The organism is Berryella intestinalis (genome assembly GCF_000814825.1).
Lineage (GTDB): Bacteria > Actinomycetota > Coriobacteriia > Coriobacteriales > Eggerthellaceae > Berryella > Berryella intestinalis.
This window is the reverse complement of sequence record NZ_CP009302.1, coordinates 385,967-407,359: the sequence shown is the minus strand read 5'-3', so window position 1 is coordinate 407,359 and position 21,393 is coordinate 385,967. Positions and strand designations below refer to the sequence as shown.

General features: G+C 64.8%; 10 protein-coding genes. 3 read left to right on the top strand and 7 right to left on the bottom strand.

What is annotated here, in order from left to right; genetic code table 11:
- On the bottom strand, positions 1 to 249 hold the full coding sequence (locus JI75_RS01645) for a DUF6110 family protein (RefSeq protein WP_039688238.1): 249 nt from the start codon (positions 247 to 249) through the stop codon (positions 1 to 3).
- Positions 250 to 544: 295 nt separating this feature from the next.
- On the opposite strand from JI75_RS01645, the gene JI75_RS09260 reads away from it, so the two are divergent.
- Genes JI75_RS09260 through JI75_RS01635 form a run of 3 tightly spaced genes read left to right on the top strand, consistent with a single transcriptional unit; the run spans position 545 to position 2,448 of the window.
- Positions 545 to 643, top strand: coding sequence for a DUF6219 family protein (locus tag JI75_RS09260; RefSeq protein ID WP_240993194.1), 99 nt, complete (start codon positions 545 to 547; stop codon positions 641 to 643).
- 3 nt (positions 644 to 646) lie between these two features.
- A complete protein-coding gene (gene yihA / locus JI75_RS01640) occupies positions 647 to 1,246 on the top strand; it encodes a ribosome biogenesis GTP-binding protein YihA/YsxC (protein ID WP_039688236.1) in 600 nt (199 codons plus the stop codon).
- On the top strand, positions 1,246 to 2,448 hold the full coding sequence (locus tag JI75_RS01635; RefSeq protein WP_052241506.1) for a putative ABC transporter permease: 1,203 nt from the start codon (positions 1,246 to 1,248) through the stop codon (positions 2,446 to 2,448). Before yihA ends, JI75_RS01635 begins: the two co-directional genes overlap by 1 nt.
- 60 nt (positions 2,449 to 2,508) lie before the next feature.
- On the opposite strand, the gene rnhA is transcribed toward JI75_RS01635, so the two are convergent.
- From rnhA to JI75_RS01605, 6 genes are all read right to left on the bottom strand, one after another.
- Positions 2,509 to 2,997: a ribonuclease HI gene (gene rnhA / locus JI75_RS01630; protein WP_039688234.1), complete on the bottom strand. Its 489-nt coding sequence runs from the start codon at positions 2,995 to 2,997 to the stop codon at positions 2,509 to 2,511.
- A gap of 159 nt (positions 2,998 to 3,156) precedes the next feature.
- Positions 3,157 to 4,266 (bottom strand): coiled-coil domain-containing protein, encoded by a 1,110-nt coding sequence (locus JI75_RS01625; protein WP_039688232.1) that lies wholly within the window; start codon positions 4,264 to 4,266, stop codon positions 3,157 to 3,159.
- Between the two features lie 143 nt (positions 4,267 to 4,409).
- Entirely contained in the window at positions 4,410 to 6,458 is a 2,049-nt protein-coding gene (locus tag JI75_RS01620) for a class I tRNA ligase family protein (protein ID WP_039688230.1), read from the bottom strand.
- Positions 6,439 to 7,491: a signal peptide peptidase SppA gene (sppA, locus tag JI75_RS01615; RefSeq protein WP_082019703.1), complete on the bottom strand. Its 1,053-nt coding sequence runs from the start codon at positions 7,489 to 7,491 to the stop codon at positions 6,439 to 6,441. Before sppA ends, JI75_RS01620 begins: the two co-directional genes overlap by 20 nt.
- 136 nt (positions 7,492 to 7,627) lie before the next feature.
- Positions 7,628 to 14,440, bottom strand: coding sequence for a leucine-rich repeat protein (locus tag JI75_RS01610; protein ID WP_144299250.1), 6,813 nt, complete (start codon positions 14,438 to 14,440; stop codon positions 7,628 to 7,630).
- Between the two features lie 55 nt (positions 14,441 to 14,495).
- Positions 14,496 to 21,365, bottom strand: coding sequence for a leucine-rich repeat protein (locus JI75_RS01605; RefSeq protein WP_039688226.1), 6,870 nt, complete (start codon positions 21,363 to 21,365; stop codon positions 14,496 to 14,498).
- Positions 21,366 to 21,393: the final 28 nt, after the last annotated feature.

Genomic DNA, 21,393 nt, shown 5'->3' with positions numbered 1-21,393 from the left:
TTAGTTCTCTTCCTCCGCGGCCTTCTTGGCATCCTCGACGTTGATGTAGGTCGCCTGGGCCACGATGTCGTCGTACTCGGCCTTGGCCTGCTCGACCATGTTCTCGTAGGAGTTGCGGATCTTCATGCCGCGCGCCAGGGCATGGACGTAGCCGGTCTTGGCCGCCTTGGAGGTGAGCACCTTGGCGCCCACGGTCCCCGCGAGGAAGCCGCCTCCGACGAGCAGTGCGTTGCGCGTGCAGTTCTTCATGATGGTTCCTTTCTTCCAACAGCGGGGTCCCACACCCCGCCGACACGTTCCACGAGGGCGCTCGAAGCCTTCGCCTAAACCGAGGATAAAAGCACTCTCAAGCGAAGTCCAGGGTAACTTGAAGCGTAAGCTTCGGTGGACTTTTCGCAGGTCAAAGCTAACTTTGTGGCAACCTCGACTAACTTGGTATCATGCTACAATGCATCGAGGCGACCGTAAAGATAAATAAGGTTAACTTACGGAAAATCCGCCTTTTTCAGCTGGTGGGGCTATACTGTTAGCAAAGGAGTACCTTATGAAGAGCCACAAGTTCTGGGCCGTCGCAAGCTGCGTCTGCATGGCGATGGCGCTCTATACCGGTTGGGCCCTCACCGGAAAGCACCGAAAAGGATAGAGATTGAATTTCAAAACCGTAGCCTTCGAGCGATCGTTCGGCATCTCCTCGCAGCTCACCGAATCGACCTTGCCCGAAATCGCCTTCGCCGGGCGGTCGAATGTGGGCAAGTCGTCCCTCTTGAACAAGCTCTTCAACCGAAAAGGGCTTGCCAAGGTGTCGTCGACCCCCGGGAAAACCGCCACCATCAACTTCTTCTCCACCGATGACGCGCGTTTCGTCGACCTGCCCGGATACGGGTACGCCCGCGTGTCCAAAACCGAGCACGAGCGCTGGGCCGAGCTCATCGAGGGGTATTTCAACCAGGAGCGCAACTTCGCCCTGGTCTGCTCGCTGATCGACATCCGCCACCCGGCCTCCGCGCTCGACGAGAACATGGTGCGCTTCCTGCAAGACGCCCAGCTCCCCTACCTCATCGTGCTCACCAAGGGCGACAAGCTCTCGCAGCAGAAATGCAACCAGCAGAGAAGCGCCCTCAGAAAGCAGCTGTCCATCGACGACGACACCCCCATGGTGATCACGTCGTCGCTCAAAGGCTCGGGCATCGACAACCTGCGCCGCGAGATCGCGCGCTTCGTGGAAAACGGACCGCGGAACCTCTGATGAAGACCGACCGGCCCGTGAACATGCTCGATCAGAGCATCGACCCTGTGGACGCCAACGACCGCGTGCCGATCGCCCTGCGCGTGTTCGGCGCGCTGGCCATCCTCAACGGGGTGGTGTCCATCCCCTTCCAAGCGTTCATCATCGTCGATTCCGTTATCGCGTTTCAAAGCGGGGAGATGTCGGGGCTGTCCATCGTCAGCCTCGTAACCGCCGGCGTGGCCGGCCTGTTCGCCACCGCTTCGCTCGTCCTTTCCATCGTGTTGGGCGCGCGCTTGTTCAGAAACCAGCGCCGCTGGGCGGGACGCATTGCGAACATCCTGGTCGCCGTGGGTATCGTGCTGCTTTTGACCACCGTCTTGCAGCACGGCATCGTCTCGTTCGACACCCTGGCCGAGACGATCACGCTGGCGGTGAACGTCGTCTTGTCGGGCTACCTCGATCCGGGGCTTTCCGAAGAGCGCAGGCTGCAGCGCAAGCTGCGCGACATGGACGAGCGCGCCGACGCGCAGAAAGGCGTCCTGGGGCGCGATAAGTCGGGAGCAGGCTACATCGCCCTGAACTTCTTCAACCTGTTCTGGATCTTCGTGATCTGCTGCGTGGGAGGGCTCATCATCGAGACCATCTACCACTTCGTCGTCTTCGGCGGCTACCAGGACCGGGCGGGGCTTCTGTTCGGGCCCTTCTCCCCCATCTACGGGATAGGCGGCGCGCTCGTCACCATCGCGCTCAATCGGTTCTACCGCGCCAGGGTCGCCGTGGTGTTCGTCGTGAGCGCCGTCATCGGAGGCGCCTTCGAGTTCTTCGTGAGCTGGTTCATGGAGGTGGCCTTCGGCGTGACCGCCTGGGACTACTCGGGGACCTTCCTGAACATCGACGGGCGCACCAACCTCCAGTTCATGCTGATGTGGGGCGTGCTCGGGCTGTTCTGGGTGCGGTTGCTTTTGCCGCGCATGCTGGAACTGGTCAACCGCATTCCCTGGAACTGGCGCTATTCGCTCACCACCGTGTTCGCGGCGCTCATGCTGGCGAACTGCGGCCTCACGCTGGTATCGCTTGACTGCTGGTACGGGCGGCTGGCGGGCACCAACCACGACGAGACGTTCATCGAGCAGTTCTGCAACCAGCATTTCGACGACGACTTCATGAAGAACCGCTTCCAGTCGATGTCCATCGACCCTGCAAACGCAGCGCGTTCGTAAAGCGAGCCCGGGCAAACGCCCGCGCTTCGACTGGTGCGCCGAGGCGGGCTGCTGACCGGCTTAATCGGCCTCGCCCGAAAAGCCGGCGTCCTCGACCCATCGGGACCGGTCGTCGGCAGCGGCGGTCGCCAGCGCATCGCAGCGCTCGTTTTCCGGATGCCCGTTGTGTCCGCGCACCCACACGAACCGAACGCGATGAGGCGACTTCGCCTCCAGCAGGCGCTTCCAGAGATCGGCGTTCTTCACCGGCTTCTTCTGGGAATTCTTCCAACCGCGCGCGATCCATCCATCGATCCAGCGGTCGTTGAACGCACGCACCACGTACTGGGAATCGGAATGGAGCACCACCTCGCACGGATGCTTGAGCGCTTCCAGACCCGCGATCGCGCCCAGAAGCTCCATGCGGTTGTTCGTGGTGCAGGAGAATCCCTGGGACAGTTCCTTTTCGTGAACGCCCCCCGTAGGATCGACGTAGCGCAGCACCGTCCCGTATCCTCCCGGACCGGGGTTGCCCCGCGACGATCCGTCGGAGTAGATCTCCACTTTCATGCAATGCGCTCCTCGTACCGCAGGCGAACAGGCGCGCCCCGCCTTCGACGGACCAAGCCGCCGCAGGTGAGGCGCGAACCGAAAACAGGTCGAAAAAGCGCCGGCGCGCATCCCGGCAAATGGGAGCGCACCGGCGCCTACGTGCGAAGCGTCCCGTGGTTACGGGCGGACGTAGATCATTCCCGGCTGAACCGGACCGACCACGACGCCCACGCCGTAGGTGGCCGCATGGATCATCTGGCCTCCGCCCACGTAGATGCCGCAGTGCTCCCAGTTCGTGCACACATCGCCCGGCTGGGGATCGGACACGCGGGGCCAGGACATAAAGGTATAGGTGCTGCCGATGCGCGACGTGCTGCCGGTAAGCGCATAGCCCACGAAGCCCGAGCAGTCAAACGATGCCATGCCGCTCGCCTGCCAGGCATAGGGCTTGCCCAGCTGGGAGTAAGCGCGGTCGAGGACCGAACCGCCGCCGTTGGAAGGCGCAGGCTGGGGCGAGGGGTTCGACGGTGCGGGTGCGGGAGCGGGCTGGCTGTTCCCGCCTTCGCTGCTGCTGCCGCCGTTGTTGGAAGCCTCGGAAGGAGCGGGGGCGCCCACCGCCTCGACGGCGGCCTGCGCGGTTGCCTGCTCGGATGCGCGCTGCTCATCGATGAGGTCGCGCGCTTCGGCGCTCAGCCCGTCGTAGGTCTGCTGCATCGCGCTCACCGTCACCTGGGCCTCGGAAGCGATCGCAGCGGCTTCCGCAGCCTGACGGGCCGCCTCGTCGGCCTGCTCGGAGAAGATCCGCTCCTGCTCGGACGCCTCGGCGCGCAGTTCCTTGGACTGGCGTACCAGATCCGCGTCGCTCTCGTTCACCCGGCTAAGCAGATCCCAGTTCGACGTGAACTCGGAAAAGCTCGCGGAACCCAACAGCAGGTCCAGGAAAGACGTCGGACCGCCGCGGTACATCGAGCGGGCGCGGTCGTTCAGACGGGACTGGACCGAATCGATCTCGCCGGAAAGCTCCTCGATGCGCGCGCTCGCGTCGTCGCGCTGCGCCTCGGCCGCCTCTTGGGCCGCCAGCGCCTCGCCGTAGTCGGCAGATGCGCGGTCGAGCCGTTCTTGCATTGCGTTGAGCTGGGCAAGCGCGTTCTGCGCTTCAGCCTGCTTGTCGGAGACCTTATCGGCGTAGGCATCGGATGCGCCCATCGCCGTCCCGAATGCCGCCGCAGCGGCGATGCCGGCGGCGCAGAGGAGGCGCGTCGCACGGGTACTCAGGTCGTTCACCATAGAAGTCTGACCTCTTTCGCCTTCGTTTCAAGCGTCCTCGGACGCTTCTCCCTTTGTCGAAGTTGCAGCCAATAACCTACCACGAATGAAATGAAACGACAAAACGGGAGGTCAATGCGACCTCCCGTTTCCAGCGAACCGATCTAGCGGTACTGCGATTCATGCTTGCGGAAGAAATCGAAGCGCGGAGGCAGCTCGCGCACGCGATGGGCGCCCGCCTCGCACTCGTCTTCGCCGCACAGCTCGGCCAAGCTTTCGAAGCGATGGTTCCAGCTGAAGAACGCCTCGGGGTCGAACTGCAGGTAATCGCAGATCAGCTCACAGCCGACAGGGACAATGGGGTGCATCAGCAGCGTGGACACCCACAGCTGGTACGCGCAGTCGGCCAGCACCTGGCGGCGCGGTTCGTCCGACGCGCCCTGGTCGAGAGCCTCGACCCTTTTGATGCCGTCCGCCCAGCGTTTGTTCGCCACGCGCAGGAAGCCGTCCATCAGCGACATGATCGAGTGGAGCTCCGCTTTCTCCATGAGAAGATCGTACTCGGCCATGACGGCATGGCACTCTTCGACGGCCTTCGCACTGGGGGCGCACAGCGGGACGGTGCCCCCGAAGCTTTTCTTCGCCTCGTACAGGCAGCTGCGGCCGAGACGGTTGAACACGTTGGTGAGCAGGGCTCCCTCTTTCAAGACGGGATCGGCGACGCGCGGGTCGTCCCTTTCCTGCTCGGTCGCCGTGAAGGGCTTGGGCTTGAACCCCACCGATTTCTGATCGAGGCCCAGCGCCAGGAAATGCGCGCGCAGCTGCTCGGCCGTGTAGTGCTCCAGAAGCTCGTCGGCGGTGGGGGGCTTGACGGAGCTCGACGAAGAGGCCTTCTTGTTTCCCAGCAGGACGTGATGGTTGGCCACGAGGGTCGTTTGGCGCAGAGGGACGCGCGGGTCGTCGGCGCCGAAAATGTCGCGATCGCGCAGCGCCTCCCACAGCGCGGGCTGGACCACGCCGTAGAAATACAGGTTGTCCTGCCCGATGAACTGGTACACCTTCGCATCGTCTGAGCACCAGAAGTCGCGCCAGCTGCCCTCGGGCAAACCGGCCTCGTCGTTGGCCGCAGCCGTGAACGAGATGGGCGCCCAGAGGCTCTCGGGCCAGCACCACACCGTGAGGCCCTCCACCCCGTCGATGACGGGGGCGGCGACGCCCCATTCGATATTGCCCGTGATGCGGAAGGGAACGAGCGCCTTGCCGGTGCGGAACCGCAAGCCCGCCTGCCGCATGAGGTCGCGCGCGCGGTCGCGGTCCTCGATGCACGAGAATTCGACCTCGAAGCTCTGCTTGCCGCGCTCGGCCTCCCGCAGCTCGAAAGACGGCAGCTCGTCGGCGACCGCGTCGAACTGGGCGCGCTCGTCGTTCTTCACGTAGATGATGGGAGCCCCTAGAAACTCCTTGATGGTCTGGGGGACGATCGCGCGGATGCGGTCGTCGGCCTCCAGCTCGGCCACGTGCTCGCGCAGGAAACGGGTGAACGCGGGCAGATCGAAATACCAGTTGTCCACCGGGCGCATCTCGGGCACCACGCCGGTCAGAGACGACCGCGGGTTGATGAGCTCTTCGGGAGAATAGCTGTGGCCCAGATCGCATTCGTCGGCATAGGCATGCTCTGATTTGCAGCCCTGAACGGGGCAGCGACCGACCACCTGGCGGCCGTTGAGGAACGTGTCGGCCTGGGGATCGAAGAACTGCAGCGTCGAGCGGCGCTGCAGAAAGCCCGCCTCGTGAAGGCGTCGGATGATGTTGTCGGTGAGGTCGCGGTGAACCTCTCCCGCGTGTCCGATTCCGCTGCCCTCGTAGATGGACGGCTCGACGTCGTAGGCCTTGAGCGTCGCCTTCTGCTTATCGTGGTTCATCTGCACGTACTCGTCGATCGTACCGTCGAACTCCCCCGCTTCGACCAGCTTGCGGTACCCCTCGTTGATAGGGGAGCCGAAGCAGTCCGTGCCGCTGACGAAGCGCACGTTGCGCTCGCCGATACGGTCTTTGAGAAAGCGCGCGTACGCATCGGCGGGAACGAACACGCCGGCGATATGCCCGAAGTGCAGCGGCTTGTTGCCGTAGGGCATGCCCGCGGTGACCACCGCGCGCTTCGGCCATACGACCTGGGTGAAAGGCGGATTGCCGTTATCGAGCGATGGTGCCATTGGTTGTCTGCTCCTCAAGAATAGTCGTCAGATCGCGCGCGGACAGATCGTAGCTGCCCGTCAGCAGGGACAGCAGGCTGGCCCTCGACGGGGGAACCTCGAGGTCGACCACCTGGTAGTCGCCCGATATCCCGGCCATGTCGGCTGCGTAGTCCTCGGCGTCCTCGAGCGTCCCGATCTCGTCGGCCACGCCGTTTTCAACCGCGGTCGTGCCGGCGAAGGGCAGCCCGGTTGCAAGCGATCGGGCATAGTCGAGCGAAAGCCCGCGTCCCTCCGCCACATTCTGGATGAACGTAGCGTTGATCTCGTCGACGAGCGCCTGATAGTACGCTTTTTCCTCATCGGTCAGCGGACGGAACCCGTAGCTGGAATCCTTGCTGGGAGCCGACTTGATGGAGTCGATCGAGATGCCCAGCTTGTCCATGACTTCAGACAGGTCGGTCACCTGCATGACCGTGCCGATGGCTCCGATCTCGGTCGTCTTCGCCACGAAGATGTAGTCGGACATCGCCGAGAGCTCGTAGGCGGCGCTCGCGTTTATGGCGGCGCTGGAAACGACGATGGGCTTGCTGAACTCCTTGACGTACTGCGCCATCTCCTCGCCCGCCGTGGCCGTGCCGCCGCCGGAGTTCACGCGCAGCACGACGGCCTTGATGCGGTCGTCTTCCTCGGCGCGGTCGAGCAGCGACTTGAGACCCTCGGGGCTTGAAGACGTGCCGTCGTAGCCGATGGCCCCGTCGATGTTGATGACGGCGACCGCGTCGCCCGAGATCGAATCGGCGGACCCGAACACGTGGGCGAACAGGCCGATTCCCACGGCGACGAGCACGACGAGCAGCGCAGCGACGATCGCCGCCGTGCGTCCGCGGCCCTTGCGCGGGGCGGCCTGGTACGGTGCGGATCCCTGCGCTCCGGGGTAGCCGTACGGCGAAGCGGCGTGGGGGGAGGCGAAGGGAGGAGCGGGAGGACAGCCCGCATCGGGGGATGTCCCGGAATATCCGTGCGGAGGCCGGGGGGCGAAACCTTCGGTCATGATCTCTCTTTCGGCGATGTTCGGCGTTCGTTTTCTGATCGCTTCATGTTACTACACCCGCACAAACGAGAGGCGCCCGGAAAAAACCGGGCGCCCCATCCGCATCGGGATCGCTTTCGAAGCCCCGAGGCCGAACTCAGCCAGCCGAAGCCGATGAAACCCTACCGAACGCATCCTCGGACACCGCCGCCGAGCCCCCGAACACGTAGGCCCTGCGGATATCTGCGGCCCGCTCCCTCACGAAAGAGCCCACCGAACCCGCCTCGGCGTCGTTCACCAGCGCGAGCACGGCGTTGTTCTTCCCGCACAGAGCGGCGCCGGCCAGCGCGTCCCAGTAACCGCCCGTCGTGGCCACGCCCATTCGGTCGGCCGTCATCCCCTCCGACAGCGCATGCTTCGCAACGAGGAGCGACGTTTCCACCGCCGTGGCGCCGGCGAAACGCTTCTCGACCGAGATTCCCGCAGACCGGATGCGATCGCACACCCGCTCGTCGATCGCCGCCGTGCCGCCCGCGACGTAAACGCTTCTGATGCCGCCCTCCCTCATCGCGGAGAGCGTCTCGTCGGAAATGTCGAAGGCGCCCTCGGTTAAGAAGATGGGGATATGCCGGGCATACGCGTAGGGAGCCGCCGCGAGGGCGTCCCAGTACCCGCCGTTGGTGGCGACGATGGCCCGGTCGCCCGCCACAGCACCGACCGAGCGCGCCTCCTCGAACACCTTGCAGGCGGTGCCGGTGGCCGTGTCGCCCGCCAAGCGCCGGGGACGCACGTTCGCGATGGAGGCTATCTGCCCCTCGACCTCATCGGACACGGCCGCCGTGCCGCCCGCGATGTAGATCTTGGAGGGCTTCAGCATCTTGATGAGGTCGGACGCCTGGGACGACAGGCTCGCGCCGTCGGTCATGACGACCGGCGCGCCCGATGCGCCCGCGATGCCGGCGGCCGTGAGGGCGTCCCAGTACCCGCCGTTGGTGGCGACGACCACGGTGCCTCCCGTCTGCCCGGACCAACCGTTCTCGACCACGGCCCTCATCGTCTCCATGGCGTCGATTCCCGCCAAGCGCTCCCATGCCGTCTGGTCGGGGACGATCGGATCGGGGTCGTCCAACGCGCCCTCGGTCGCGGTGACCGACACCAGCGCGGCGTCGCGCACCTCGCAGCGGATCGATCCGCCCTGCGCGGGAACCTCCCAGCCGTACGTCGCCGACGAAGACCACGAGCCCTGCTTCGCCACCGATCCGTCGGCGGCTATCTCGGTGAAGCGGTACTCGTAGGATTCCCCCGCACCGAAGCGGCCCTTCGCCGTCACAGACACCGTCGATCCCGGCTGGGGAGACGCATTGAAAGCGAAGCGGCCTTCGAGGGGCTTATAGGCCTTGAGGTGGGCCGAGAGAACCTCGGCGTCCGAAACGTCGTACCCGGCATCCCTCAGGGCCGAGACGGCCGCATTCCACCCGACCGAGTTCTTGGGCGCGTAGATCACAGGGCCGCGCGCACCGGGGAACTCTCCGGCGTTTCTGAGGGAAAGCTCGGAGAGCGTGGACGGAACCACCAGGACCGCAGGCGGCGCAACATCGTATATGCCGAAATCGGCCTTCACCATGCCCTCTCCCAGATACACGCTCTTGAGGGGCTGCTTGTCCGGCCCCGACTCGCTGGAAGAGGCGTAGGTGCCGTTTTTCCCGCCGCGCACGATGAGATGGGCGGGGTTGTGTCCGGAAAACGCCGTGCGCTTGATCTCGACGATATTCGACCCGAACTCCGCCACCTCGATCAGGCTGTTCGGAATGCCGTTCACGCGCTCCAAGCTGTCGGGGAAGTCGACGCGGGCCAGCGCCCTGCATCCGTTGAACGCCCCCGCTTCGATCTCCTTCAGCCCCTCGGGAAGCTTCACCGACGTCAGCGCGGCGTTGTTCTTGAACGCGCCCTTGTCGATGCGCACGGTCCCCTCCTTCACGGCGTACTCGGAAAACCCGTTGGACGACGGCGAGAATATCAGGTGCAGCCCATCGTCGAGCATGCGGTACAAGACGTTGCCCTCGACCGAGTACGCGGGGTTCGCATCCGACACGGCTATCTTCTCGATGCGGTCGCTTCCCTTGAAGGCGTCGGCGAACGAGCCCGTCATGGACGCCCCGAGGCGGACCGAGGTCAGGCGGTCGTTGTCCGCGAACGCCCCCTCGCCGACCGAGGCGACGGAATCGGGCAGATCAACGCTGGTCAGAGCGGAATTCGGAGCGAATGCGGAGGCGCCGATGCTGGAAAGGCGGCCAAGATCGCCCCTGAGGTCGACCGAGGCCAGCTGCGGGCAGTCCGCGAAGGCGGAATCCCCGATGCGCTCGGCTCCCCCGATATCCGCGCCTTCGATCGGCGTGCGGGCGAAGGCGGAGGCGCCTATGGACTCGAAGTCTTTCCCCAGCGCGATCTTCCCGGCTACGCGGCTGCCCAGAAACGCCGAGTCCCCGATAACGCGCAGCGATTCGGGGAAGGCGGCCGATGTGATCGACGCGCTCTCGAAGGCCCGATCACCGACGGATTCCACCCCGTCGGGAATCCTATAGGATCCGACGCGCCCTTCGGGGAAGGCGATGAGGCGCTTTTTATCCGCACTGAACAGCACCCCGTCGTCCGATGCCGTCTGCGCGGATCCCGCGCTCGCATCGATCCGCGTCAGCGCCGTATCGCCGGAAAACGCCCCCACAAGGCCGTCTGCGGCCACGTTCGCGCCGACGCGCACTTCGCGCAGCTTCGGCATGCCCGAAACCGCCCCCGACCCCAGATCCGTCACCGAGTCGGGAATGACCAGCTTGGATATGGACGACCCGGAAAACGCCTCGGCGCCGATGCGGACAACGCCGCCCAGCTCCAGCTCGGAAAGCCCCGCATTCCTGAACGCGCGCGGAGAGATCTCGGCCACGCTGGCGGGAAGCCCCTTCCCGGAGCCGTGCACGACCGTCTTCAGGCGATCGCAGCCCGAAAACGCCTCGGCTCCGATGACGCGCACGCCTTCGGCGATATCGACCTGCTTTATCTTGGAGCCGGCAAACGCCCGCTCGGGAACCTCGGCGAGCGAGGCGGGCAGCACGGCGCGCTCGATGCCCGATTCCGCAAACGCCTCGGCGCCCACCGAGGACACCTTCGAGGGAAGCTTCAGCTCGAAAGACCCCGTTCCCGCAAACGCGCGCGAACCGATGGAAGAGAGCTTGGCGGGCTCCTGCGGGCTATCCTCGAACCTCACCGAGGCAAGCGATGCGCAGCCCGAAAACGCGTTGTCGCCGATGGATTCGACCGATGCGGGAATCACCACGCTTTGCACCGCGCTTCCCTGGAACGCCCCGGCGCCGATGGATGTCACGGTCGAGGGAATGGAGACGACCGTGCTCGAACCGACGTAGGCGGTGAGCGCGCCGGTCTTCCCGTCGATGACGAACCCGTCTGCATCGGCGGCGCCGGGGGTTTGCGAGGCGTTGACCTGCTCGCTGTGGTTCAGACCGTAATCCCAGGCGAACAGGGGCACCGCTGCGGGGAATCGGTCGGCTCCCAAGCCGGCCGACTTCCATTCGCGCTTGAGATCTGCCACGGGGATGGAGAACGCGTAGGTGCGCACCCCGTCTTTCCGGCTTTCGATCTGGGAATCGTCGGCCAGCTTGCGGTAGAAGTACTTCCCGGTGGCCGGGTCGTGGAAGTCGATTCCCGCAAGGTAGGTGGCGTCGGTCGCCTTGAACGTGACGATTGCGGCATCCCCCTCCCCTTCGACCTTGTAATCGCTGATGACCGGAGGAGTGGTGTCATAGCTGAACGAGAACTCCTGAACCTGCTGCGCAGGACGGGGACCCGACGTAGTGGCCGTCTGCACCAGGCGGTAGGTTCCGTCCGCAAGCCGTTTCCCGTCCGAGTCGGTCCCGTTGAACGAGGGTATCTCGCCCATCTCCTCCTCGGCCGACGTCGCCCGCCCGTGCGCCGACGAGAACGACGACTTGGGAACGTAGCGCAGCGTCGTGCTCTTGACCGTCTTGCCGCCGGCGTCCACGTAGTCGTACACCAGCTGATCGACGCCGCGCAGAAGCCCGGTGGACGGGCAGAGCGCGTTGGGGGACGCGGGCACCGTCTTGTCGCCGACGATGTTCTGGCTGGACACGACCACGCGATCCAGGTCGATCAGGCTGTAATCGCCCTTCTTCGCCTTCGCCTGGGCTCGCTCGTCCAGAGGATTCACCCCCAGCGGATAAGAGGTCGGGCCGCTCATGAGGCGCGTGGCGAGCATGGCCGCCGAGGCGCTTCGGTCGCCCGCCTTGGCGTCGAACACCGGGGGCTTCGACCAGGTTCCGTAGAATCCCAGGAAGGGGACGGAAAGCGACGGGGCGTCGCCGGTGGGCTTCAGGAACGTGAACCCGTCGACGAACGTGCCGTTCACAGCCGGAGCCACCGCCTCCTTGAAGGCCTGCCCGCACGCGATGCGAACCTCGAGCGTGGCGGTAGAGCCGCCCTGAACCGTGATCGTCTTGTCAGACGCGCGATAGTCTCCCCCGTACGAGACGTCGATTCCCCGGCCCGCGTAGTTCACGGGGATCTGCGCGAAATTCCCATCTTTGATCTGGTCGGAAAGCGCCGCAGTGTCGGGTGCGTAGGTTCGGGGCTCGGTGCCGACGTTATGCAGCACCACCTTGAAGCTCCAAACGCCCTCGGCGCTTTCGCCCAGATCGGCCTTCGGACGCTGATCGTCGGAGGATTCGACCGCGAGGTACACGTCCGACTTCTCGGCGGCGGCGATATCGACCATGCCGGATCCCTGTTGGCGCGGCGAGTAGTAGCTGTCGGAGCCGTAGGGCACCGGGACCGCCGTGCTCATCATGAGCTGCATGGCCAGAGCCGATCGGGCGCGCTCGTCCATTCCCGCATACCGGCCGGACGCCTCGATATGCTGCCTGAGCACCGCCATGAGCCCCGCCACGTACGGAGCCGACATCGAGGTTCCTGACTTCACCCCGTAACGGCCGCCCGGGATAGACGAGTAGATGTTGCCGCCCGGAGCCAGGATCTCGGGCTTGAGGGACAGATCGGGCGTCGGTCCCCAGCTGGAGAAGTCGGTGACCGAGTACGTTGCGGGGGGATCGAGGGTCTTGCCCTTCTGAACCGTGACGGTCTTGACGGCCGCATCGCTCATCTTGCGGCCGTCCGCCTGCCCGACGCAGATCACGGGCATAGTGGCGTCGAGGCCCACCGTAAGCGAGCGAGCCTCGCCCTCCTTCGCCACCATGATGATGGCGGCGGGATCCAAAGCGGCAACCGCCTTCACGCGGGCCGAGGTCTTGAACTTGCCGCCCGCTTCGTCGAGGTCGCCGTCCCTCACGAGGGCGATCCTGCCCGCAAGGCTTGCGCCGAAGGTATCCCGGACGGCCTTCAGATCCCCTGGGTAGGCGTTTGCGCAATCGACGAACTCGCAGGTCCCGGACACCACCGCATCGAACCGCCTGCCGGTCGCCCCCAGGATGGTCTCGCCCTGGACGAACGGGACGACGGAGCCGTCGGCCAAGGTGACGTAGCTTTTCCCGATCGCATTGTTCGCCGCGGCGACGGAATAGGCGGATGCCAGGGTGGAGGGGTTCGACGCGATGCCGCTGTCGGGATTGGCGAGCGCGGGCAAGCCCGTTCCGTTGCTGTCCTGGGCCGCCGAGGAGTAGGAGTTGCCCTCGGAGACGCTTAGGACGGCCCCCTTGGCCCGCAGCGCTGAAAACGCGTCGCTGTACGTGCTGGAAGCCGCGGCCGAGAAGCCCCCGTTCGATCCCAGCGACATGTTCACGACGTCGGGATCGAGGGCCGCCGCGTCGTCGAGGGCGGCCAGAACCGCCGAATCGGATATGGAGTCATCGGTGTCGGAAGCCACCTTCATGGCCGCTATCTGGGCGTGGGGCGCCGTGCCGCGCACCTCTCCCGCATTGGCGGCCGCGATGCCGGCGACGTGCGTACCGTGATCGAGGTTGGAGCTTGTGGGCGTCGCGTTCGCGTCCTTGTCGGCGTAATCGTAGGCAAACGGGATCTTCTCGCTGACGTAGGTCGCATTGCGCCCGCCCGACACCATCGACGATCGAACGTCCCTCACCGTCTTCTCGGTGTATCTGAGCTTCGAATCGTCGAGGTCGCCCCTGAACGCGGGGTGGGCCGTCTCGACCCCGGTGTCTATGACGGCGATCAGCATGCCGTCGCCCTTCTCGTCCACCTTGTCGGCCCCCGACATCCTAAGGGCGGACCGGTTGTTCACCGATTGCTCGGGATCGCCCGCGTCCTGCTGCCCGAGGGGCGCCGCGGTCGGAAGCTCGGATGAATCGTCATCGGAGCCCTCGGCCGCAACCCGGTACGTCCTTTCCACGAATGCGTTTTTCACGCCCTCGATCGAGCGGATGGACGAAAGCAGCGAACGAGGGGCCTTGATGGTGAAGCCCTCGATGGCATGGCGGTACTCGACGAGGCCATCCTCTTCCCCGGTGCGTTCCTGCATGAGCAAAAGCCCGTCGGAAAGCCGCGGACTCGGATGGGGCACCGAAACCTGCGCGCCCGCATCGGACGCCGCATCGATAATCGCGCGCTTCACGCGATCGCGCGCCGACGTCTCGATGCTCAGAAACGAGAGCACCCCGGGCGGCTCGGCCGAGGAACCCTCCTCGAGCTGCACGACGATCGTCACCGCGTCGTCGTTCGAAAGAGGTGCCCCGTCCGAGGCCGGCGCGGCGGGTTCGTCAGCGGACCCGAGCTCGGCCGCCTCCCCTTCGCCCGCTTCCGAGGTCTCTCCCGCATACGTGAGCAGCTGCTCCGCGGAAAACGGGGCGTCCTGCACGACGGACCCGCCCCCCGACTCCTCGGCGACACCGGTTCCCGGAGGGAAGGCGAGCGCCGCTGCCGCAAGCGCTGCCACCCCGTTTCTTACACAGCCCTTGATCCTGTTCGAACGCACTGATGATCCCTTCTAAGACGAGAAAACTACCGTTGAAACCATGGACGCGAAAACGTTACGCACCCCGATCCGACCCCTTCAGCAGCGCGAGCACCGCATCGGAAACGGCCGCGGAGCCGCCGAACACGTACCCCGTGCGCATAGAGCCCGCATGGCTCCCGACAAACGTCGACACCTGAGCGGCCTCGCCGTCGTTGACCAGCGCGAGAACCGATCCGTTCTTACCGCACAGAGCAGCTCCGGTCAGGGCGTCCCAATAGCCGCCCGTCGTGGCCACGCCCATGCGGTCCGCCGTCATGCCCTGCGCTATCGCGTATTCCGCAACGAGCAGGGACGTCCCCACTGCGGTTTCTCCCGCGAAACGCTTTTCGATCGCGATCCCCGCCGCAGCCAGCTTCGCTTCGACCGCAGGGGAGACGGCGGCTTGGCCTCCGGCGATGAGGACCCTGTCGATACCGCTCTCCTTAAGGGTGAAGACGGTTTCGTCGGATATATCGGAACGCCCCTCTGTCAACATGATGGGTAGATGGCCATGATAGGAAAGAGGGGCCGCCGCAAGGGCATCCCAATAACCGTCGTTCGTCGCGATGATGGCCGTCGAACCCCAGGCCGATCCGTATGCGCTCATCCCTTCTCTGAAAATCGCACAGGCCGTGCCCGTAGCGGTTTCTCCGTACAGGCGAACGGGAGCCGCGCCGGTTACGGCGCGCACTTCGGATGCCACGTTCTCAGATACCGCGGCCGGGCCCCCGGCGAGATACACCTTCGATGGAGCGAGCCTTGAGAGCAGCGATCGCGTCTCATCGGACAGAGACGAGGGATCGGTCATGAGCACCGGAGCGTCCGACAGCCCCGCCAAACCCGAGGCGGTCAGAGCATCCCAGTAGCCGGCGTTCGTGGCTATGACGACGGTCGAGCCCGTCTGTCCCTTCCAGCCCTCTTCGACGATGGAGCTCATGGTGCCCATGGCGTCGTCGCCCGCCTTGCGCTGCCATGCGACCGGGCCGATCGGATCGTGCTCGCCGGGGTCGGCGCCATGAGCGTCCAGAGACGCCGAGGCCGTGAGCATGGTCGCATCGCGCACTTCGCATCGGATCACCGATCCGTCGGAGGGATCCGCCCAGTTGTACTCAGGCGACGTGGTCCATTCCCCCGAAGCCAGAAGCCTCCCGTCGCTCGCGATGACCGAGAAGCGGTACTCGTACCCTCCCTCGACGCCGCCGGCGGCCCGAGCCCGCACCGAAACCGACGAGGAGGCCCCCGGATCGCCCAGACGCTCCAACGCCACCGAGAGAGGGGCGTACTCTTTCAGATGGTCCGCCGCAACGCGGGCGTTTCCCATATCGATGCCGGCCTTGGAGAGCGCCTCTGCAGCCGCGTTCCACCCGGGCGTGCCCTTAGGGGCGTACACCGCAATATCGGCCGCACCCTGGAACTTCGTCGGATCGTACAGCTTCAGGTCGACCATGGTCGAAGGAACCACGACGATCCTGGGGGGCGCCTGCCTGCTGTACGTGAAGTTCGCCGACACCATCCCCTCGCCGAAATACGCCGTATCCGTGGGCCGCACGTTCGCGCTCGACTCGGCCGAATTCGCAAACGTCCCCTGCTTGCCGCCGCGCACGACCAGGTGCTTCGGGCTGTGGCCCGAGAATGCGTTTCCCTTGATCTCGACGATGTTCGAGCCGAAGTCCGCAACCTCGATCGCGGTGTTCAGGAACCCGTTCACTCTTTCGAGGCTGTCGGGAAACGACACCTCGCAAAGAGCGCTGCACCCGTTGAACGCGCCGGCCTCGACGGCTTTCAGCCCCTCGGGCAGCACGAGGCTTCGCAGCTGCTTGTTGTTCTTGAATGCGCTGCGGTCGATCTGAACCGTTCCCTTCTTCACCGTGTATTCGCGAAGCCCGTTGGCCGCAAGCGACGCGACGAGGTGCATCCCGTCAGGTTCGTTGCGGTACAGCACGCCGCTTTCCGCCAAATAGTACGGGCTTCCTTCCGAAACCGAGATCTCCCGAATCCCGCCGCAACCTGCAAACGCCTCGGTGAAGGACGCGGAAACGCCCTTGCCCAGATGCACCGAAGCCAAGGCGCTGTTGTTCGAGAATGCCGCAGGTCCGATCTCGACCGTGGAGTCGGGCAGCTTCACGGATCGAAGGGGGACGCTTGGGTTGAATGCCGAGTCTTTAACGGACTCGAGCCTGTTCAGATCGATGCGGAAATCGACGGAGACAAGGGAGGTGCAGCTTCCGAACGCCCGCTGCCCCACCGTTCTCGCACCGCCCAGGTCGACGCTTTCGAGGTCCGTGCCCTCGAAAGCGCGGGCGCCGATGGAATCGAGTTTCGCCGGAAGCTCCAGCTGTCCGGAAAGGGAGCTCTCGGCAAATGCGCCGTCACCCACCTGCACGACAGATTCGGGGAACTTCACCGACGAGAGCGCGCATCTCGCAAAAGCGCTGCGCGCGATATCCCGCGTACCCTCGGGAACGGCATAGGTTCCCGCGACGCCGCCCGGATAGGCGATGAGCCGCTTGCCGTCTTTCGAGAACAGAACCCCGTCTCGCGAAGATACCTCGGACGCATCGGGCGCGGCCGATATGGACTTCAGCGCACCGTCACCCGAAAACGCACCCTCAAGATCGGCGGCCGCAACGCCTCTGCCCAATTCGACGGAGCGAAGGCGAGGCATGGCGGAAAACGCATCCGAGCCTATGGACTTCACGCCGTCGGGAACGACAAGAGAGGTCAGAGCCGATCCGGAAAACGCCTTCGCCCCTATCGATTCGAGGCCCCGACCGAGATCGAGGGATGCGATCCCCGCATCGAGAAACGCCCTCGCCCCTATCGAGGACACGCTGTCGGGAAGCCCCGCCGACGTCCCTCCCGAAGAAGACCGGGTCACGCTGCGCAGGTTCGCACAGCCGGAGAACGCCTCCTCTCCGATGCTCTTCACTCCCTCCGCAAGCACCACCGTCTTCACCGACGAGTCTGCGAACGCACGGGTCGGAACATCGGCAAGCGACGACGGAATGCTCACCGACTGAACCGACGACCCGGAAAACGCCTCGATGCCGAGGGAGGACACGTTGCGCGGAAGCACTACGTCGGCCTCCCCCACCTTGGCAAAGGCCCGATCGCCGACAGACGTCAGCTGACTGGGATGGGCGGCGTCGTCTTCGAAGGAAACGCTGGCCAAAGCCGAGCACGACGAAAACGCATCCGCCCCGATGCTCCGGACCGTAGCGGGAATGATCACCGCTTCGATGGGCAGGCCTCGGAAAGCGCCCGCGGCTATGGAGGTGATTCCGGAAGGAACGGACACTACCGAGGCCGTGCCCGCATAACCGACAACCTCGTTGCTTTCCTCCCTGATCAGCAAGCCATCCTTTTCCACGACGCCCTCCTGGACCTGGGAGGGGGTCTTCAGGCTGTAGTTCAATCCGTAGTCCCAGGCGCACAGGGGCGCATCGGCGCGGAACTTATCGGATCCGAGCCCTGCCGCCTCCCACGCAGACCTCAGATCGGCCAGACTCACCTCGAACCTATAGGTGCGACCTCCCGCAGGGTCCTCGGTCTCGATCGCGTCGGTCGCGTACATTCGGTGGAAGTACCTCCCCGTAGCCGGATCATGGAAGTCGACCCCGGCGACGAAGGTTGCATCGGTCACCTTGAACGAAACCACCTCGCTTCCGGCATCCCCCGAAACCTCGTACTGGGAAACGACCGGAGGGGTCGTGTCGTAGTAGAAGCCGAACTCCCGAGTCTGCGAAGCGGGGTTCGGACCAGACGTTGTCGCGGTCAGCCTCAAGGTCATCTTCCCATCGGCCGTCTGCCTGCCGTCGTCGCCGATTCCGTTGAACGTAGCCGACCCAGAGCGCAGATCGTCCTCGGCAGCCGAGAACCGCCCCTTGCTGGGAACCCAAGCGGATTTCGACACGAAGCTGCGCCCGTATCGCTTAACCGCCTCTCCGGATGCGTTGCAGTACGCGTAGTCGAGCTTCGATGCGCCCCGCAACAGACCCGTCGAGGGAACGACGGCGCTCGGCGAGGCGGGAACAGCCGCTTTCTTCGAGACGATCTGGTTCGATATCACCAGCTTGTCGGCGTTTACCACGGAAAGGTCGCCCGCAGCCGCCTTGCGGAAGGCATCCGGATCGAGGGGGTTGATCCCCAAAGGATACGTTCCGCCCGGCATGTTCAGACGCGTGGCGTAACCGCTCGCCGCACCCGTTCCCTCGTAAATCGACCCATCGAACACCGGGGCCTTCGACCAGCTGCCGTAAAAGCCCATGAACGGAATCGAAAGCTCGACGCCGTCGGCCTCGACGGGCTTCAGAAAAACGAACCCGTCGACGAACGCGCCGTTCACGGCGGAGGCCATCGCGTCCCGATACTCCTGAGCGCAAGCCACCTCCACATCAAGCTCGACGCTGGATCCGGCGGGAACCGAGACGGTCCGGGACGAAGCATCGAAAGCGCTCCCCGAAAACCGAACGTCGATACCCCGCCCGGCGTAGTTCACCGGCTGCTGAGCGAACAGCTCCTCGGTGATCCTCTCTCCCAGAGCAGCTGCGGAAACCTCGAAGGAACGGGACCCCTCGCCCACGTTATGCAGCGAAAACGAGAAGGTCCAGAGCCCTTCGGGGCTTTCCCCCAACTCGGCCTTGGGACGCGAGCCCTCGGTGCCCTTCGCCGTCAAGTACACGTCGGTGCGGCGAGCCTCGGATGCGCTCACCATTCCGCTGCCCTGCTGTCGGGGCGAGTAGTACGCGTCAGTCGATGCGTACGCAACCGGTTTCGCCGTGCTCATCATAAGCTGCATGACCACGTCGTCGCGATCCGCCCGACCGACCGAGGAGAATTTCGGCGATGACGCGACGTACTGCTCCAACGAAGCCGAAACCCCCGCAACGTAGGGGGCGGCCATCGATGTGCCCGACTTGTATCCGTAGGCTCCTTTCAGAACCGACGAGTATATGTTCCCGCCAGGTGCCAGGATCTCGGGTTTCATGGAAAGCTCGGGGGTCGGTCCCCAGCTCGAGAAATCATTGACGGCATAGGACGTCGATGCCGGAAGCGCAGCCCCCGCGCGGTACGTCAGAGTCTTGTCGGAAGCGGAGAGCATCTTGCGCCCGTCGGCATCCGACACGCACACGCATGCGACGAGCGACATCGCCCCCACATTCAGCGGAGTCAGGTCGGCGTGCGCATCCGAGAACACGACGATGGCGGCAGGCCTCAGGTCGGCCATGTTCGACACGCGGCCCGCCGTGAGGAGGATCTTCCCCTGGTTGTCCGTCGTTCCGTCTTGGAATACGATGACCTTGTCCGAAAAACCGCCCGGCGTTTCGGCTTTCAGTCGCACGGCGTCCTCCGACGTTCCCCGTCCCCCGTCCACGTAGACGTGCTTCCCCTCGGATAGCGCGGCATCGAGCCTCTTGGCCACCGTATCGCTCATGGTCTCGCCCGCAACATACGCCACTTCGCTTCCATCCGACAAAGTGAAGTAGGCCTTTCCAACGGAATTCTCGGCGCTGGCCGCCGAGAGGGGACCCGCCAAAGAACCCGGCGTGGACGAGATCCCCGTATCGGGGGACCCGACGGGAGAAAGCCCCTTTCCCGAAGAATTGTGAGCTGCCGAAGAGCCCGAATTCCCCTCTGACGCACTGACGATGCAGCCCTGGGAGCGCAGCGTCGAAAACGCATCGTCGAACGTGCTGGAAGACTCCGAGGAGAAACCCCCGTTCGATCCGAGGGACACGTTCACCACATCGGGTCCGAGCACGGCGGCATCCTCCAGCGCGTCGAGGATCGCCGTTTCGGGGATCGCCCCGGTTAGATCGCGTGCGACTTTCATAACCAGCAATTGCGCATGGGGCGCCGTGCCGCGCACCTCGCCCGCATTGGCCGCTGCGATCCCGGCAACATGGGTGCCGTGGCTCAGCCCCACATTCGCGGGGGTTGCATCCGCATCTTTGTCCGCATAATCGTAGGAGAAGGGGATCTTCGAGCTCACGAAGGCCGCGTTCCTGCCTCCCCCGACCATATCGACTCTCTTATGGGCAACCGCCTGCTCGGTGAAAGCGAGCGAGACGCCGTCCATGCTCCCCGAGAACGCCGCATGGGACGTGTCGACTCCCGAGTCGATCACGGCGATGGACATGCCGTCGCCTTTCTCCGGAAGGGAATCGATCCCCGACATGGCCAGGGCCGCGCGATTGTCGATGGACTGGACCGGCCCCGCAGATCCTCTGGGCAGAGACTGGGTTGGCAGGGCCGCTCCGCCCTCGCCGGCATCCGTGACGGACGATTCGGAGTCGGTCTGGTCGAACCGATACTCGCGCTCGACGAACGCGTTTCTCACACCGGGAATCCCCTTGATGACATCGACCAGGCGAGCCGGGGCCCTCATAGTGAAACCCTGGATCGCATGCGTGTATTCGACCAGATCGTCGTCACGCGATTCCTGGGGGAAGAGATTCCATCCGTTCGAAGGCGCGGGGGATGCCGCAGGCATCGACACGGAAACGCCCTTGTCCGCCGCCGCATCGCCGATGGACGCCTTCACGCGGTCGCGCAAAGACGTTTCGAGACCCAGGAACCTCAGGACCCCATGCGGTTCGACCTCCTCTTCCTCGAGCTGGACGACGATCGTCACCGGATCGTCCGCCTCGGAGCCGTCGCCCTCGGACGCGAATCCGCCCTCCTCCGAGGAAGCGCCGTCGAAGGCGTCGGCCTCGTCTCCTTCCGAAGAATCCCCTCCCGCATACGTCAGAAGGTCGTCGATCGAATACGGGGAAGCCCCGTTTTCACCGCCGAGCGAGGCGGAAGGGCCCTCCGATCCCTCTCGAGACGTGACGGAGGGTTCGTCGGCCGACGCCGACATCGGGAGACAGGACAGGCAGAGCGCAACGGCCAGGAATGCCACCAGACCCCTTCTCGAACAAGCACGAATG

Excerpts from the sequence above, each read along its gene's own strand:
- JI75_RS01645 (WP_039688238.1), bottom strand. The coding sequence starts at position 249 with ATGAAGAACTGCACGCGCAACGCACTGCTCGTCGGAGGCGGCTTCCTC.
- JI75_RS09260 (WP_240993194.1), top strand. The coding sequence starts at position 545 with ATGAAGAGCCACAAGTTCTGGGCCGTCGCAAGCTGCGTCTGCATGGCG.
- JI75_RS01635 (WP_052241506.1), top strand. The coding sequence starts at position 1,246 with ATGAAGACCGACCGGCCCGTGAACATGCTCGATCAGAGCATCGACCCT.
- rnhA (WP_039688234.1), bottom strand. The coding sequence starts at position 2,997 with ATGAAAGTGGAGATCTACTCCGACGGATCGTCGCGGGGCAACCCCGGT.
- JI75_RS01625 (WP_039688232.1), bottom strand. The coding sequence starts at position 4,266 with ATGGTGAACGACCTGAGTACCCGTGCGACGCGCCTCCTCTGCGCCGCC.
- JI75_RS01620 (WP_039688230.1), bottom strand. The coding sequence starts at position 6,458 with ATGGCACCATCGCTCGATAACGGCAATCCGCCTTTCACCCAGGTCGTA.
- sppA (WP_082019703.1), bottom strand. The coding sequence starts at position 7,491 with ATGACCGAAGGTTTCGCCCCCCGGCCTCCGCACGGATATTCCGGGACA.